Origin of the sequence: Pseudomonas sp. NPDC087615 (assembly GCF_044743445.1) — a bacterium.
Taxonomy (GTDB): Bacteria; Pseudomonadota; Gammaproteobacteria; order Pseudomonadales; family Pseudomonadaceae; genus Aquipseudomonas; species Aquipseudomonas baetica_A.
Genome location: NZ_JBIUWM010000054.1, coordinates 1 through 14,858, shown reverse-complemented (window position 1 = coordinate 14,858; position 14,858 = coordinate 1). Strand labels below are relative to the sequence as shown.

The 14,858-nt window shown below is 58.2% G+C and carries 15 protein-coding genes, 1 tRNA gene and 1 pseudogene; 8 read left to right on the top strand and 9 right to left on the bottom strand.

The window, feature by feature from the left end:
• Window positions 1-69: 69 nt before the first annotated feature.
• Window positions 70-2,163 carry a TonB-dependent receptor gene (locus tag ACIOU6_RS22355; protein ID WP_401138925.1) on the bottom strand — a complete coding sequence of 698 codons (2,094 nt, stop codon included), beginning with the start codon at window positions 2,161-2,163 and terminating at the stop codon, window positions 70-72.
• A 256-nt stretch (window positions 2,164-2,419) separates the two neighbouring features.
• Here ACIOU6_RS22355 and ACIOU6_RS22350 point away from each other — a divergent pair, with 256 nt between their 5' ends.
• The 6 genes from ACIOU6_RS22350 (at window position 2,420) to ACIOU6_RS22325 (ending at window position 7,116) form a co-directional block, all read left to right on the top strand.
• Window positions 2,420-3,088 carry a DsbA family protein gene (locus tag ACIOU6_RS22350; RefSeq protein WP_221731056.1) on the top strand — a complete coding sequence of 223 codons (669 nt, stop codon included), beginning with the start codon at window positions 2,420-2,422 and terminating at the stop codon, window positions 3,086-3,088.
• Between the two features lie 297 nt (window positions 3,089-3,385).
• Entirely contained in the window at window positions 3,386-4,672 is a 1,287-nt protein-coding gene (locus ACIOU6_RS22345; RefSeq protein ID WP_401138924.1) for an OprD family porin, read from the top strand.
• 231 nt (window positions 4,673-4,903) lie between these two features.
• Window positions 4,904-5,650, top strand: coding sequence for a 2OG-Fe dioxygenase family protein (locus tag ACIOU6_RS22340; RefSeq protein ID WP_221731058.1), 747 nt, complete (start codon window positions 4,904-4,906; stop codon window positions 5,648-5,650).
• Between the two features lie 79 nt (window positions 5,651-5,729).
• Complete coding sequence (locus ACIOU6_RS22335; protein ID WP_175555635.1) at window positions 5,730-6,107, top strand: GNAT family N-acetyltransferase; 378 nt, start codon at window positions 5,730-5,732, stop codon at window positions 6,105-6,107.
• The gene (locus ACIOU6_RS22330; RefSeq protein WP_221731059.1) at window positions 6,104-6,820 is read left to right on the top strand and encodes an AzlC family ABC transporter permease; all 717 of its coding nucleotides are present in this window, start codon (window positions 6,104-6,106) and stop codon (window positions 6,818-6,820) included. Before ACIOU6_RS22335 ends, ACIOU6_RS22330 begins: the two co-directional genes overlap by 4 nt.
• Window positions 6,799-7,116: an AzlD domain-containing protein gene (locus tag ACIOU6_RS22325; protein WP_339434265.1), complete on the top strand. Its 318-nt coding sequence runs from the start codon at window positions 6,799-6,801 to the stop codon at window positions 7,114-7,116. The genes ACIOU6_RS22330 and ACIOU6_RS22325 overlap by 22 nt, the downstream gene beginning before the upstream one ends.
• Here the strand turns inward: ACIOU6_RS22325 and ACIOU6_RS22320 are convergent.
• On the bottom strand, window positions 7,033-7,959 hold the full coding sequence (locus tag ACIOU6_RS22320) for a LysR family transcriptional regulator (RefSeq protein WP_221731060.1): 927 nt from the start codon (window positions 7,957-7,959) through the stop codon (window positions 7,033-7,035). The two genes, ACIOU6_RS22325 and ACIOU6_RS22320, sit on opposite strands and share 84 nt — an antisense overlap.
• 333 nt (window positions 7,960-8,292) lie before the next feature.
• Between ACIOU6_RS22320 and ACIOU6_RS22315 the strand changes: the two genes are divergently transcribed.
• The gene (locus ACIOU6_RS22315; protein ID WP_221731061.1) at window positions 8,293-8,703 is read left to right on the top strand and encodes an MbcA/ParS/Xre antitoxin family protein; all 411 of its coding nucleotides are present in this window, start codon (window positions 8,293-8,295) and stop codon (window positions 8,701-8,703) included.
• Window positions 8,704-8,714: 11 nt separating this feature from the next.
• Window positions 8,715-9,380 (top strand): RES family NAD+ phosphorylase, encoded by a 666-nt coding sequence (locus tag ACIOU6_RS22310; protein WP_401138939.1) that lies wholly within the window; start codon window positions 8,715-8,717, stop codon window positions 9,378-9,380.
• 92 nt (window positions 9,381-9,472) lie between these two features.
• On the opposite strand, the gene ACIOU6_RS22305 is transcribed toward ACIOU6_RS22310, so the two are convergent.
• The 7 genes and pseudogenes from ACIOU6_RS22305 to ACIOU6_RS22275 form a co-directional block, all read right to left on the bottom strand.
• Window positions 9,473-9,548, bottom strand: a tRNA-Thr gene (locus tag ACIOU6_RS22305).
• A gap of 75 nt (window positions 9,549-9,623) precedes the next feature.
• Entirely contained in the window at window positions 9,624-10,460 is an 837-nt protein-coding gene (locus ACIOU6_RS22300) for an FkbM family methyltransferase (RefSeq protein WP_401138923.1), read from the bottom strand.
• A gap of 345 nt (window positions 10,461-10,805) precedes the next feature.
• A complete protein-coding gene (locus tag ACIOU6_RS22295; protein WP_401138922.1) occupies window positions 10,806-12,041 on the bottom strand; it encodes a methyltransferase in 1,236 nt (411 codons plus the stop codon).
• Window positions 12,022-12,711 (bottom strand): ABC transporter permease, encoded by a 690-nt coding sequence (locus tag ACIOU6_RS22290; protein WP_221733170.1) that lies wholly within the window; start codon window positions 12,709-12,711, stop codon window positions 12,022-12,024. Before ACIOU6_RS22290 ends, ACIOU6_RS22295 begins: the two co-directional genes overlap by 20 nt.
• Window positions 12,708-13,403, bottom strand: a complete 696-nt coding sequence (locus tag ACIOU6_RS22285) for an ABC transporter permease (RefSeq protein WP_221733169.1) — start codon at window positions 13,401-13,403, stop codon at window positions 12,708-12,710. The genes ACIOU6_RS22290 and ACIOU6_RS22285 overlap by 4 nt, the downstream gene beginning before the upstream one ends.
• A gap of 78 nt (window positions 13,404-13,481) precedes the next feature.
• Window positions 13,482-14,228: an ABC transporter substrate-binding protein gene (locus ACIOU6_RS22280; protein WP_221733168.1), complete on the bottom strand. Its 747-nt coding sequence runs from the start codon at window positions 14,226-14,228 to the stop codon at window positions 13,482-13,484.
• Between the two features lie 13 nt (window positions 14,229-14,241).
• Window positions 14,242-14,787 (bottom strand): annotated as a pseudogene (locus ACIOU6_RS22275) (ATP-binding cassette domain-containing protein); the annotation flags it as partial.
• Window positions 14,788-14,858 lie beyond the last annotated feature (71 nt).

The window sequence follows — 14,858 nt, the reverse complement described above, 5'->3', positions numbered from 1 at the left end:
GTTAACGGAGATGTCGACTGACCGGACGCCTTCGGGAGCAAGCCCCCTCCCACAGGTTTTTGCGCTTATTTAGAAGCTGTAGGTGCCCGTCATCACCACGCTACGCGGCGCTCCCGGCTGGATTTGATATTGGCTGGTGGCCGACGCGTAATACTCGCGATCAGTGATGTTGTTCAGCGCCGCGCGCAAATCCCAGTCCTTCAAGCGATAGCCGACCAGCGCATCCCAGCGGCCATAGCCTGGCAGCACGGTGGTGTTGGCGTTGTCGGCATAGCGCTGGCCAACCAGGGTCAGACCGCTTTCTCCGTACCAGCCCATCTCCGGCTTCCAGGTCAGGAACAGGCTGGCGTTGCGCTTGGCCACGTTGTTGATGCGCTTGCCTTCCAGGCCATTGTTGTCCTTCTCGATGATTGCATCCTGCACACCGACGCCACCGCGCACATACCAGTTGCCGATGATTTTGCCGGTGCCGGTGAGCTCAATCCCGCGTGAGCGCTGAACGCCGGTCATGATGGTCAGGGTCGGATCGTTCGGATCGGTGGTGCGGCGGTTGTAGAGCTCCAGGTCATAGATCGCCAGGGTGGTGCTCAAACGGTCATCGAGCCAGTCACTCTTCACGCCGATTTCTTTCTGCTTGGTCAGCTCAGGGCTCAAGTCGTTGCTGTTACCGGCTGCGCCCGGCGTGATGCCGATCAGACCGCCGCCCACTGGCGAGAAGGTCTTGGACCACGAGGCGTAGAAGGAATGATTGTGCAGCGGCGTCCAGACCAGACCCACGCGCGGGCTGGTGCTGTGGCTGTCGCGGTCTTCGGACATGTTCCTGAGTTTGTTGGTCGACTCGATATCGAAGGTGTCGTAGCGCAGGCCGGCAAGCACTTGCCACTGATCGTTCAGGCGCAGTTGATCCTGCACGTACACCGCGCGGCTTTCGACTTCGGTGTGGCTACTGCTTGAGAGCTGCATCGCGCCGGTGTGGCGCAGGTCGCGATTGGGGTTGAACAGATCAAGCGCTGGCACAGCTTGCGCGCCCGGCGTCCGGCCGGTGGCCGCGTTATACAGCTTTGGATCGCGGCGCTGACTGCCGGTTTCGATACCCGTGAGCAGGCGATGCTCCAGGCCGAACGTGTCGAACGCGCCTTCCAGTTCCAGGTTGTTGTAGACGTTGCGAGTCGTCAGGTCCTGCTGCCAGTGCTGGCGCGTGACCTTGTTGGTCGCAGGCGTATATCCGGTGAGGTAGGTGTTGTCGAAATCACTGTCGAGTTTGAACACACCGAGGGTCTGGCGCAGTTGCCAGTTGTCGTTGAGTTCGTAAGTGAGTTTTGAACGCAAGGACTGCGTCTTGTCGTCGATGAAGTCGTGTTCGTTGCCGTAAGTCGTGTCGCGGCCCACATCCGCCGGACGTCCGTTTACCCCCGGAATGCCGCGATCCGGCGTGCGGTTGTAGCGGCTGTATTCGTACTGCACCAGCCAGTTCAGGTCGGGTGTCAGTTGCCAGCTCATCGACGGCGCGAACAGTTGACGGTTACCGCTGACGCCGTCGCGGAAACTGTTTTCATCCATGTTGCCCATGTTCAGGCGCAGGCTGATGTTCTCGCTCGGGTCGGCGCTGAGGTCGGCGTACAAACTGCGCAGATCCTCGCTGCCGCCCTGGGCTTCGATGGTCGAGCGGCGGCCGGGCTCCGGCATTTTGCTCACCCGGTTGACGATCCCGCCTTGGCTGCCTCGGCCGTACAGCACGGCAGCCGGGCCTTTGAGCACTTCAACCCGTTCGACGTTGTGCAGGTCGCGCTTGTACTGGCTGTCGTCACGAATGCCATCCAGATAGAAATCGTTGCTGGCGTCGAAGCCGCGAATGCGCAAACTGTCGAAACGGGTATCGGCGCTGCTGCTGACGTTGGGCATGCCACTCAAGGCGTCGCCGATGTCGTTGGTGCCGTAGTGGGCGACGTTCGAGGTTTTGATCGAGTCGATGGCCTGCGGCACATAGCGCACCGGCGTCGATGTGCGGGTCGCGGTGTTGCTGATGGTGACGCGCGGGTCATCCGCTTGCGCTTCAGCGCTGATGGCGGTGGCGGGCAGTTCAGTCGCCGAGTAGGCAAAACCGCTGGACAGGAAAGCAGAAAGCCCAAGGATTACGGGCGTAAGACGAAACGGGGCAGGCATTGAAAAGCGCATCCGAAAGGTGGGAAGAATATCGAGCGCGCGAATGGTAATGCTTTGCATTTGCTTCCGTTAATTATTCCGAAGAAGTTCCTTGGTCTGATTGTTTCAATTTATGTCTATCTGGATACACCCGATCGTTTGCACCATTCGCCCGATTCACGAAACAGTCTGAAAGCCATTCCGGCGTTTTTCTGCAACAGCTTGAGCACTAGTCTGCCGGCATCGATTTTTCCCACTTTCCTGCCGGAGCGCTCTGATGATCCTTCACTACATTTATGACCCGTTGTGCGGTTGGTGTTACGGCGCCAAACCGCTGGTGCAAGCGGCGCAACACGTTTTGCCGGTAATCGCCCATGCGGGCGGCATGATGAGCGGCACCAACCGCCAGCGCGTGACGCCACAGTTGCGCAATTACGTCATGCCCCACGACCGGCGCATCGCCGAATACACCGGGCAGCCGTTTGGCGAGGCGTATTTCGAAGGTTTGCTGCGCGATCACACCGCCGTTTTCGATTCGACGCCACCGATTGCGGCCGTCATGGCCGCAGAGGCCATCGACGCGCGTGGTTTGCAGATGCTCGGGCGGTTGCAGACAGCGCATTACGTGGAGGGGCGGCGAATTGCCGAGCAATCAGTTCTCCTGGAACTGGCGCAGCAGATGGGATACGTCGGGGAAACCTTTCAGGCCACGGTTAAATCGGCTGATACCGAGCACCACATAAAAGCCACTCGTGGTTTGTTGGCCCAACTGGGAGGGCAGGGATTTCCGACTTTTGCGTTGGAAAAGGACGGTCAATTCACGCTCATCGACATCAGTCCTTGGCTGGGCAAGCCGCAGGCCTTTGCCCAATGGTTGGGTGAGGTCATTGGCAGCGAAGGGGTTGGCGAGTCTTCAGCCTTCTGTGGACTGGACGGTTGCGCCTGATACACGCGGGATTCACTGGCTGTGGGCATTTCCGAGCAACCAGTCAGCGGAAAATTTACGTTTCTTAGACGATTTTTGCCTATTTAAAGACGATTCTTGAAATTGACACATTGTTCCGGGCGCGGATAGGATTCGCCCCAACGCCTGTGGCCAACCGCCATGACTCAAAAATAATAAGAAGGCCCGACACGACTTTGTCGTGGGCGGGCCTTTTTGTTTCGGGGTGAAAAAAGAGCGCATGAGCGCCGTTTCAGCCGTTCGACACAGTGCGTTTCAACCCGTAATAAGGAAAACAAAATGTTGAACAAGCGAATCAGCCTGATCGCTCTGGGGATGTTGAGCGCCACTTCGGTCATGGCTAACGAACAGGCCGAATCCAAGGGTTTTCAAGAAGACAGCAGCCTCAAAGTGCTGCTGCGCAATGCCTACATCAATCGTGATTACAAAGACGGTAACAAAGACAAAGCCGAGTGGGGCCAAGCGGCCATCGGTACGTTCTCGTCCGGTTTCACCCAAGGCACCGTCGGTGTTGGCGTTGACGCCTTCGGTCTGTACGCACTGCGTCTGGACGGCGGCAAGGGCCGTAGCGGCGCCGGTGGTATCGACTTTTTCAAACAGGGCGACAGCGGCAACGCGGCTGACGATCTGTCCAAGTTTGGTGCAGCGGTCAAATTCCGCGTGTCCAACACCGTACTGACCTACGGTGACCAGATGCCGGCCCTGCCGGTGTTGAACTACGACAACTCGCGTCTGCTGCCGGAAAGCTACACCGGTACCTTGATCACCTCTAAAGAGATCAAAGGCCTGGAGCTGAACGCCGGTCGTTTCACCGCCGAATCGCGCAAGAGCGCTGAAGGCCGTGACAGCGGTGGTCTGAAATCGATCAACGTACTGGGCGGTAGCTACCAGTTCACCGAACAGTTCAAGGCAGCGCTGTACGCTTCCGACGTCGAAGACGTATTGAAGAAACAATACGTGAACGCCAACTACGTGTTCCCGATCGACAAGGATCAGTCCCTGACCCTGGACTTCAACGGTTATCGCACAAAGCTGGACAACTCTTATGTCCGCGAAAACGGTGTAACCGGTGACGACAACAAGATCTGGAGCCTGGCAGCCACCTTCGCCACTGGCCCGCACTCGTTCACCGTGGCGCACCAGCGCTCCACCGGCGACAGCAACCTGGGCTACGCCTACGGCGGTTATCAGAAAGGTCAGGGTCGCGTCGGCGACGGCGGCAACACCATCTACCTGGCCAACTCCTACTGGTCGGACTTCAACGCTGAAGACGAACGCAGCTGGCAACTGGGCTACGGCCTGGACTTCGGCGCCTTCGGCGTACCGGGTCTGAGCTACAACTTCGCGTACGTGCGTGGCGATAACATCACCACCTCCACCAGTGAAGGCGGCACCGAGCGCGAAATCTTCAACCAGTTCAAGTACGTCGTGCAAAGCGGCCCGGCCAAAGACCTGAGCGTGAAACTGCGCAGCTCGATCCTGCGTGTTTCGCAAAAATCCAGCGAGTACAACGTCAGCGGCAACGAAGTGCGTGTATTCGTCGATTACCCGATCAACATCTTCTGATGATCGAACAGGTGTAATACATCTGAGAAAAACCCCGACTGGTCGGGGTTTTTTTTCGACTGTTTTCCGGTGAAAACCAGAAAAAACCCGTGTTTTTGTCATGTGAAAGTTGTTTTTCAGCCACTTCAAACTTCGTTTCAAACAGGGCTTTAAATGCCTGAAATTCTTTCTCATGGACGCAAATTCTCCACCTAATAGATTAGGCCGCTCAACGCAGCGGAGAATTTGGTAATGATCGTTTTGAACAGAGAAGTGGGCGAATCGCTACGGCGCGACAAATATGTCAACGTCCAGGGTGGTGACTTCAATCTCTACGGTCATTTTGCCGACTTCGTCAGACTGACCAAAAGTTGGGAAAACATGGAGCCTGACAGTTACTACGGTCAGGCCGAAGCCGGCATGCGTTACCGTCGTTACAGCGACTTTGAGTACAACCCCAAAACGCGCGAACTGAAGCAACTTGAGCATCGCGCCTACGTGCAGTCCAAGGAAAACAACGCTTATGTGGGCGGCATGGTGCGCCACTTTCAGGACTTCTCTGATGAAGTCATCGAGTCGCCGGTGATGCGCAGCCTGATCGACACCGATTTTGAAGTGTACAAAAGCGTGTTGCCGGAAGAGCTGCACGATGAAATCTGGCAGTGCCAGATCCATCAGATCCGTATCGAGATCAAACCCGGCAAACAGTTGGAAATTACCCCCGAAGGGATTCACTGCGACGGTTATCCGTTCAGCGGTGTGCACTTCTGGGGGCGCAACAATGTCGAGGGTGCGGAAAGTCGTTTGTACGATATTCATGAGCATCAATTGGCGTCGACCACGTATAAGGAAATTCTCGACACCACCTACTTCCTCGATCGCGACATGCGCCACTACGTGACTCCGGCGCGCAACTCACACACCCATGCCATGGCGTACCGGCAGATTCTGGCGATTTCCTTCTCGCGGCCCGGGACCGCTTTCGACATTGTTCGCTAATCAGATCACCCCAATCGACGGCGTCGAATGTTCGACGCCCGTGGTGCTGCGACGCGCCACGGCAAAGGATGCGCAACCCATGGAGCGCTTCTTCCGCCAGTTCGACGAAGTGTCGTTCTGCGAATGGCAGGACGCCAAATGTCTGCGCGGCGTGTTGATCCAGAAAACCACCACGGCCTATCTCGCCTTCGACGTGGCCGGCGAAATCGTCGGCGCGGTGCTGGGCGGTATGCTCGGCAGCCGCGGCACGATCAACCATCTGGCCGTCAGCCCCTGCTATCGCAGCCAGGGCGTTGGTCAACGCCTGGTTGAAGCGGCGTCGTCCGACATGAAGCGGGTCGGTGTGTTGCGGATGTTTCTGTTCGTCGACGATGCTAACCTCGCGGGCAAGCGTTTCTGGACTGCCCAGGGTTTTTGCGAGCCTCACGGCGAACGGACATTTGAGAGGGATCTATGAATGAAACGTCCGGCAGTGCGCCGCTGATGGTCAACCCTCAGCCGTCGCGCACGTTTGCCGAAGCCAGCCCGGTGGTGGCCGGGTATTTCACGGTGTCGTTTGTATTCGGCTTGATGGCCGTGAATGCCGGACTGCCCATGTGGCTGCCCGTGGCGATGTGCTTGTTTGTTTATGCCGGGGCTTCGCAATTTGCGGCGTTGGCGTTGATCTCAAGCGGTGCATCGTTGACCACCATTGTGCTGACCACGTTCCTGATCAACGCGCGACACATGCTGATGTCGGTGTACATGGCCAAGGCCCTGCGCGCCATGGGCCTCAGTCGCATGGAGCGCTGGTGTTACGCCGGTGGTCTGACCGACGAATCCTTTGCTTTCCACAGCGTGAAACTGGGCACCGGCGCACCGGTGAACGTACGTTATCTGATTGGCTTCAACCTGTTCTGCCACACCTCGTGGGTGCTCGGAGGCCTGCTGGGTGCGGTGTGCGCACAGTACGCGGCGCACCTGATCAAATACCAACTCGATTACGCACTGACCGCGATGATGCTCTACGTGCTGGTGTCACTGTGCAACACACGCAAAAAACTCATCGCCGCCGCGGCGGCCGTGCTGTGCATGGGCGCACTGAGCCTGGTCAGCAGTTCGCCGTTTAATGTGTTTATCGCCACGTTTGTGGGCTGCGGAGTCGGTGTATGCCTGACCAAACGTTCCTGATTCTGGTGGTCGCGCTGATGATGGCCGTGACCTTCCTGCCACGCGCCTTGCCACTGCAAGTCAACACCGAGCACTGGCCGCCGTTTATTGCGCGGGCGCTGGAGTACTTGCCGGTGGCGATCGTCGCTGCGATCAGCCTGACACCCTTGTTGATCAAGGATCAGCACCTGCAACTCGATCGCCCGGAATTTTATGCGGCGATTCCTACGCTGTTATGTGCGTATTTCAGCAAAAACCTCTTTCTCAGTGTGGCGGTTGGCACGGCTGCGTACATTGCGCTCGGCTCGTTCATGTAGCGGCAGAGCGACGACATCGCTCAACGCCTGGCTCGACAATTCAGGATTGTTCACCGCCAGGCGCACCTCGAGGAAATCCTCGAACCCGGGGAAAATCGTCAGGCCGTTTTTCTGCGCGGCCTCACGCGAGACCATGCCCACCGCGTCCATCTGCGTGATGAGCGACAGCGTCAGGGTTTCGCTGCACGAGTAGACCATGCGCTGACCGTTCTCGTGATTGCCCAGACCGGCGTCGAGAAAACGCAAGAAGCTGTGGGAATACGGACAGTCTTCCGCAGGACGCACCTGAAACTTGTCACCCAGCAACGTCAGCGGATCATTCTCCTGACCGCAATGTGCACCGACCACCTGCACCTGTACCTCGGGCAGGACGATGCTCGGCAAACCCGGTCGCTGCGGGCCAATCAGCACGGCGAGGTCAAAGTCCTCATTCTTCAGCTTGCTGAGGTTTTCCATCGACTCGGCGTAGCTGAACTCCATCTGATAATCGGGAAACACCTCAATCAGGCGCCCGATCATTCGCCGATTGAAGTCCGGCGATAACGTGTTGTTCAACGCGACCTTCAACGTACGCTGCCCCGGCACTTTCAGAGCCTCGACTTTATCTTCCATCTGTCGCGTGGCAATCAGCACTCTGTCCATATACGGCGTCAGCTCAGTGCCTTGCGGCGTCAGCGTCAGCCCTTTGTTGGAACGACGAAACAAGCGGAAACCGAACTGCTCTTCGACCTTGTTCAACTGCGCGGCCAACGCCTGCACAGTCAGGCACGAATGCTCGGCTGCGGCCGACAAAGAGCCGGTCTGCACGATGCGCATGAGGTTGCGTAAGGTTCTGCTATCCATGGGTAATGCCCTCTAAAGTGGGCTGGGTATTGTTGTTTACGAGACTGCCGATCCGGCGTCCTATGCCGGCTATATTCCAGCACCTGAGCATAGTTGTCGCGGGTTTAGTAGCGAATTGATGTCTCCACCGATGGCTGGAGGCTGACACAGGATCGGGGTTTTTGGTGACGTTGGGGTGATTGCGGTCAAAAAATACTCACGTGAAATAACAATTCGCGGCTTTTTTAACATTCCTGTTTGGATAACGAGCTGATCCGTTAACGGATTAAAAGAAAACAAACATCCGTATCTGTACTAGGCTTAAAGGCATGTCAGCTACCAATGGAGGCGGCCATGCCTACCTCAACCCCAGTCCTCAACCCACGTGAACAACTCGACGCCCCCGAAGCAGGCCGCGTCGCGCTGAAGTTTTTCTTCAATCTCATGGAACGTTGGGGCTGCAACGCCGAGCAGCAGCGCACCTTGCTTGGCGGGGTCGGCAATACGACGTTCTACAAATACAAACATCTGCCGCCAAACGTGCGCCTGCCCCACGACACCCTTGAGCGCATCTCCTATTTGATGGGGATTCACAAGGCGTTGAGCATCATCTTCAGCAACAGCCGTGAGCGCGCCTTCACTTGGGTGAGCAGCCCGAACACAGCGGCGCCGTTCAATGGGCAAACGGCGCTGGACTACATGCTGGGGGGTAGGGTGGTCGACATCGCCGACGTGCGTCGCTACCTCGACGGTGTGCGCGGTTGAAGACGCCAGCGCTGGTTGATGTTCAATGGTCGCGAGCCTACCGGATCGTCAACAGCAGCTTCCCGCCGATTGCACTGTTCGAAGACGTACTTGATCCCGAAGACCTGGAAATCGCCTATGCCATCGAGGCGCTGACCAACGATCGCCTGATCGAACAGGCCGGCGTCCTCGCCCGGGTGCGCCCAGCAGATCGACTCTCCGGCCCCGGCTCGACTCCGGTAATGGCCGCGTTCACCCACATCGGCAAAAGCAGCCGCTTCTGCGACGGTACCTTCGGCGTTTACTACGCCGCCAGCAGCCAGGCCGCCGCCATCGCCGAAACCTGCTATCACCAGGAGCGTTTTCTCGCTGCCACCCACGAGGCGGATCTTGAGTTGACCATGCGCACTTACGTCAACCGGGTGGTCAAACCGCTGCACGACGTCCGCCGCGATTACCCGCATTTGCACAACGCTGATCCGGACGCCTACGGCCCGTCTCAGATCTTCGCCCGACAACTGCGTGAAACAGAGTCCTGGGGGGTGCTCTACAACAGCGTTCGCTTAGCCGGGCACGAATGCGTCGCGGCATTCCGCCCGCCGGCGGTGTCGATTCCCAAGCAGGGCAAGCATCTGCGCTATGTGTGGAGTGCAAGCCAGCGCCGGATTTCGTTTGTGTTTGAAATCAGTCAGGTTTGAAACAAGCAGACCCTCGCAGTAGCGAAGGCTTTGTACGTTTAATACCCAGAAACAACAAAGCCCCTGCATTTCTGCAGGGGCTTTGTTTTGTATGGTGCCGGCACCAGGAGTCGAACCCGGGACCTACTGATTACAAGTCAGTTGCTCTACCAACTGAGCTATACCGGCGTGTGGGCGACGATTATAGCGACTGGGTTAATTCTGTAAACCCCTGAATTCAGACTATTTTTGCATTCGGTCGAATCAAGCCCTGCGCAGTGCATTACGCAGCGTTTTTAGCGCCCGCACGGTGCGGCTGTTTTGCAGGGTGAGCAGTTGCGCTTCGGCTTGTTCGGCGCGGTGCAGAGCGTCGGCGAGTTGTTGCGAGGTTTGGAGTTCGCCGGGGCTCAGAGGGTGGGCGAGGGCGTGGCCCTGGCAGAGTTGGAAGTTATCGAGGTTGCAGGGCGGGATATCGAAGGCGGGTTTTAGGTTGAGGTGTTCGTCGGCCAGGAACCAAGTGTTAAGTCCGTCGAACAGGATCGCTTGATAGCCGGCCTCGGTCACCAGGTGTTCCCAGGTGTGGTCGCGTTGCCATGGGGTTTCGATGACGATGATCCACGGGCGGAAGCGGTTGAAGTCCATGCCACGCAGGACGGTTTCTTCGTGGCCTTCGACGTCGATTTTAAGAAAGTGGATCGGTCGGTCGCTGACGTACTGTTCGCAGATTGACGTCAGCGTGCGGGCTTCGACGGTCAGGCTGCGCACGTCCATGCCGAGGTCTTTGCGCTGCTGGGCAACGGCCGGGTCTGCGGTGGAGAGGCCTGTGCCGGGGATACCGTAAAAGGTCACTTCGCCGGGTTGGTCGCTGGCGATGCATTGTACGGTCGCGTCGCGTCGGCGTTGTTGGCAGAGGGCGTCGTAGTAGTTCTGCATCGGTTCGACGTTAACGCCGTGCCAGCCGTGGTCGTAGAAGGCTTTGGTGACCGAGTCATGGCTCGGGTCATTGGCGCCGACATCGATATAGAAACCCTGTTCGAACGACTTGAGTGCACGCCATAGGCGGATGTCTTCGAAATTCTGCGCGTAGGAAATGAACGTCACGGGCGCTTCCTGTCCGTCGGATTATTGTTCTTTGTCCGTGCGCTACCGGCACGCTGTGGCCTTGTATAGCAAGGCTGGCGAGAGGTCGCAATTATTCACTTCGCTGGCCCGTTATTCGGCAGTTATGCCGTTTTGATTGGCGGCTTATGCACAACTGAGCGGCCCGGTACCGGGCTTAGGTCGGTTTTTGTGAAGGTGTTCTCATTTTGTGCGCAAACCCCTGTTTTCTCGGTTTTTTATCAATGTGAACAAAAAATGACCAGCAGGGTTTAAGCCTCGAAACAGCCATGGATATTGGATCCGTTAGAATTCCATCAACAGAGTTATCCACAGGATGAGGCGTTTTTAAGCGCGTTCGGCGAGCAGTAGGAAATTGCGTGGGGTAAGCGGTGCCTCGCAAAAAGTCCCGAGGCGTACGACATATCCCTGCTCGACGAGGAAAAGTGCTCTATCAAGATTCAGCCAAAGCTCCAGCGGACGTCGGAAAAGTCCTCGAAGCAATTCGAGATTGCGCACTTCGGCCAACCGCTGCCATCCGGCGGATTCGAGCGCCTGCCAGTCTTGCGCGCCGACTGTGGATAACGCTTTGAGGGAGGCCAGGTCGCAGCAGTAATCAGCGAACGGTTTGTCCAGCCAAGTACTGGGCAGTGAGGGGGTTGGCAAGTATTCGTCGACGCCGCGTAGCTGTCGTTGCCAAAGGTCGAAGGCCAGGCGTCGAGCCATCGATGCGTCGCGTTGACGTCGGACTCGTGCTCCGGCGGTGACGGTTTCGCTCATTGGCAGCGCCAGATCTTCCAGCGATAGCTGTAGGGCGGTTTCCAAACCAGCGCAGGACACTGCCTGATACGCAGTGCGGCTGATCCGGTTGTAGCAGCACGGCGCGATGGCGAGTTGTCGGCAACCGCTGGCGCTGGCGAGTTGCATCAGGCGCACATGCAGATCGCCACAGGCGTGGAGGGCAACGGGCGTGTGTGCGGCGTTCAATAACGTTGCTGCATCCGCCGCCAATACATCCTGTTCAATGTGCAGGGCGTGCAGATGATGACGGTTGCTCAACGCCTGACCGCTGGCGACCAGCAAGGGATCGTATTCAACGCAGGTCAGTTGTTGCCCTTCGCGCAGCAGGCGCCGACCCAGGTGTCCCTTGCCGGAACACCAATCGAGCCAGTGCGTGGGCTGCGCGGTAAAAGACAAACGACTGGCAAACGCTTCAATCTGCTGCCACTTGCGTCCCGGCACATCGACATTCAGTCGATGCCCCGCGGCTTCCAGCGTATGCCCCGGCAACTCACCGACTGCACTCAATTGAGCCGACAACGCTGCCAACGCAGCGAACGGCTCCGGGGCTTCGGCGAGATCGGCAGGCCGGTTATGCGCGCGCTCTGCATCGTCCAGTGATCGTGCGCGTAGCCACGAAGACAATTGGGGGTAGGTGGTTTCCCATGGGAGCGAAAGATGGGTGAAGGGGCGAGGTTTCCACAGTGCCTGATGCTCAATCAAAAAAGCATCCAGTGCCGTGAAGCGGGCGAGTAGGTCCTCGCCCGTCAGCACATGGGAAGTGTCAGCGCCCTTGGCAGGCATCGACGCGCAGCCAGCGCTCCAGCAGCTTGAAGCCGCGCACCAGCACGTAGGACATCAGCAGATAGAACACGCCCGCGGCGAAGAAGATTTCCACCGGCAGGTAGGTGCGGGCAATGATCGTGCGGGCCATGCCGGTCAATTCCAGCAAGGTCACGGTGCTGGCCAGGGCGCTGGCCTTGAGCATCAGGATCACTTCGTTGCTGTAGGCCGGCAGGCCAATGCGCGCTGCGCGCGGGAGGATGATGTAGAACATCGCCTTGGGTTTGGACATGCCCAAGGCCCGCGCCGCTTCGATTTCGCCCGGTGGAATCGCCTGAATCGCGCCGCGCAGGATCTCGGCGATGTACGCGGCGGTGTGCAGGGTCATGGTCGCTGTGGCACACCAGAATGGATCGCGCAGGTACGGCCACATCGGGCTGTTACGGACGGCGTCGAACTGCGCCAGTCCGTAGTAGACCAGGAACAACTGAACCAGCAACGGTGTGCCACGGAAAAAGAAGATGTAGGCGTAGGGCAGCGCGCGCACGTACCACAGCTTCGAAGAGCGGGCGATGCCCAGCGGAATGGCCAGCAGCAGACCGGCGATCACGGCGATGGCCACCAGTTCCAGGGTCAGGGTCGCGCCCTGCGCCAGCTTCGGCAGCCATTTGATGATGACTTCCCAGTTCATTGGGTGCTCCTCGCGAAGCCGCGAGCGGCGCGTTTTTCCAGCAAGTGCATGCCGGTCATTGCCAACACGGTCAGGCCCAGATACATGAGCGCGGCGACCATATAGAAGGTGAAGGGCTGTTTGGATACGGTCACACCGATCTGCGCGTGACGCATGATTTCTTCCAGGCCAATCACCGACACCAGTGCGGTGTCTTTCATCAGGATCATGAACAGGTTGCCCAGGCCCGGCAGGGCGATGCGCCACATCTGCGGCATGATCAGCCGGGTGAAGATCCGCCATTTCGACAGGCCCAGGGCCACGCCGGCCTCACGGTGACCTTTGGGAATGGCGAGAATCGCGCCACGAAACACTTCCGTGGCGTAGGCGCCGAAACAAAGGCCCAGCGCAATCACACCGGCGGCGAAGGCACTGAGTTCCAGGTCGGGATTGCCGAAGAACTCGCCGAGGGCGCGCATCAGATTGACCGTACCGAAGTAGATCAATAGCACCCAGAGCAATTCCGGGACGCCACGCACCAGCGTTGAATAAAAGCCGCCAAGCCATTGCAGCGGCTTGTACGGGGAAGTCTTGGCCAAGGCGCCGAGCAGACCGAGCACCAGCCCAAGGCACAGGGCCGAGAGTGCCAGTTTGACGGTCATCAGCGCGCCAGCGGCGAGCGCCGGGCCGAATCCGTAGAGGTCGATAATCATGGATTTCTGTTCAAATCGCGGCAGGCAGGGCCGGGAGCCGACGCCGTCGGATCACGGCGTCAGTCCGGCAGGTCAGGATCAGTAGATGCTGAACGGGAAGTACTTGTCGTTGATCTTCTTGTAGGTGCCGTCAGCGACGATTTCCTTCAACGCAGCGTTCAGTTTCTCGCGGATCGGGTCGCCTTTACGCACAGCGATACCGATCTTGTCGCTTTCTTCCACCGGGTCACCTTTGAATTCGTAGGCTTTGCCGGCTTCGCTTTTCAGCCACTCGTAGTTGACGTACTTGTCAGCGAGGATGCCGTCCAGACGACCGGACGTCAGGTCCAGGTAGGCGTTTTCCTGAGTGTCGTAAAGTTTCAGTTCGACGTCCGGCATGTTGTCTTCCATGAAGGTGCCGGCCAGGGTCGCGCGTTGGGCGCCGATCACTTTGCCTTTCAGGGAGTCCTTGTCGGTCTTGAACTCTTTATCTTTCGGCGCGATGAATTGCAGTTTGTTGGAGTAGTACGGGTCGGTGAAGTCCACCGCGCCTTTGCGCTCGTCGGTGATCGACATCGAGGAGATCAGGAAGTCGAACTTCTTGGCGTTCAGGGCCGGGATGATGCCGTCCCAGTCGGAAGTGATCACAGTGCACTCGACTTTCATCTTCGCGCACAGGGCGTCGCCGATGTCTTTGTCGAAGCCGACCACGTTGCCGCTGGCGTCTTTGTTGTTGAACGGCGGGTAAGCCGCTTCGATGCCCATCTTCAGGGTTTCAGCCATGGCACCGGCGCTGAATGCGAGGGTGACGGCCGCAGCCAGGAAGACCTTTTTATAGTTCTGCATGCATGTTGCTCCGTTAGCGGTTGCTGGACATGAATTGTTTGCAGCGCGCCGAAAGCGGGTTTTCGAACACCTGCTGTGGCGATCCTTGCTCTTCTACCAAGCCTTGGTGAAGGAACACCACTTCGCTGGAGACCTGACGGGCGAAGCCCATTTCGTGGGTCACGAGCAGCATGGTGCGGCCTTCTTCGGCCAATGCGCGGATGACACTAAGTACTTCCTGAACCATTTCCGGGTCAAGGGCGGAGGTGGGCTCGTCGAACAGGATCACCTTAGGCTGCATCGCCAGCGTGCGGGCGATGGCCGCGCGTTGTTGCTGACCGCCGGACAATTGCGCCGGGTAGGCGTGGCGCTTGTCGGCGATGCCGACCTTGGCCAGCAGTGCTTCGGCGACTTCGATCGCCTCGGCTTTGCTCTGGCCGAGTACACGGCGCGGGGCTTCGATGATGTTGTCGAGCACGCTCATGTGCGGCCACAGATTAAAGTTTTGAAACACAAAACCAATCTCTGAGCGCAGGCGGTTGATCTGCTTGCCGTCAGCGGCAACCAGTTCGCCATTCTTCCCGGCCATGTGCTAGAGTACTTAAACCGCAACCAGAATCAGGCCCAGAAGCGGGTTTTCCTACTTGATGA

Excerpts from the sequence above, each read along its gene's own strand:
- ACIOU6_RS22355 (WP_401138925.1), bottom strand. The coding sequence starts at position 2,163 with ATGCCTGCCCCGTTTCGTCTTACGCCCGTAATCCTTGGGCTTTCTGCT.
- ACIOU6_RS22350 (WP_221731056.1), top strand. The coding sequence starts at position 2,420 with ATGATCCTTCACTACATTTATGACCCGTTGTGCGGTTGGTGTTACGGC.
- ACIOU6_RS22345 (WP_401138924.1), top strand. The coding sequence starts at position 3,386 with ATGTTGAACAAGCGAATCAGCCTGATCGCTCTGGGGATGTTGAGCGCC.
- ACIOU6_RS22340 (WP_221731058.1), top strand. The coding sequence starts at position 4,904 with ATGATCGTTTTGAACAGAGAAGTGGGCGAATCGCTACGGCGCGACAAA.
- ACIOU6_RS22335 (WP_175555635.1), top strand. The coding sequence starts at position 5,730 with ATGGAGCGCTTCTTCCGCCAGTTCGACGAAGTGTCGTTCTGCGAATGG.
- ACIOU6_RS22330 (WP_221731059.1), top strand. The coding sequence starts at position 6,104 with ATGAATGAAACGTCCGGCAGTGCGCCGCTGATGGTCAACCCTCAGCCG.
- ACIOU6_RS22325 (WP_339434265.1), top strand. The coding sequence starts at position 6,799 with ATGCCTGACCAAACGTTCCTGATTCTGGTGGTCGCGCTGATGATGGCC.
- ACIOU6_RS22320 (WP_221731060.1), bottom strand. The coding sequence starts at position 7,959 with ATGGATAGCAGAACCTTACGCAACCTCATGCGCATCGTGCAGACCGGC.
- ACIOU6_RS22315 (WP_221731061.1), top strand. The coding sequence starts at position 8,293 with ATGCCTACCTCAACCCCAGTCCTCAACCCACGTGAACAACTCGACGCC.
- ACIOU6_RS22295 (WP_401138922.1), bottom strand. The coding sequence starts at position 12,041 with ATGCCTGCCAAGGGCGCTGACACTTCCCATGTGCTGACGGGCGAGGAC.
- ACIOU6_RS22290 (WP_221733170.1), bottom strand. The coding sequence starts at position 12,711 with ATGAACTGGGAAGTCATCATCAAATGGCTGCCGAAGCTGGCGCAGGGC.
- ACIOU6_RS22285 (WP_221733169.1), bottom strand. The coding sequence starts at position 13,403 with ATGATTATCGACCTCTACGGATTCGGCCCGGCGCTCGCCGCTGGCGCG.
- ACIOU6_RS22280 (WP_221733168.1), bottom strand. The coding sequence starts at position 14,228 with ATGCAGAACTATAAAAAGGTCTTCCTGGCTGCGGCCGTCACCCTCGCA.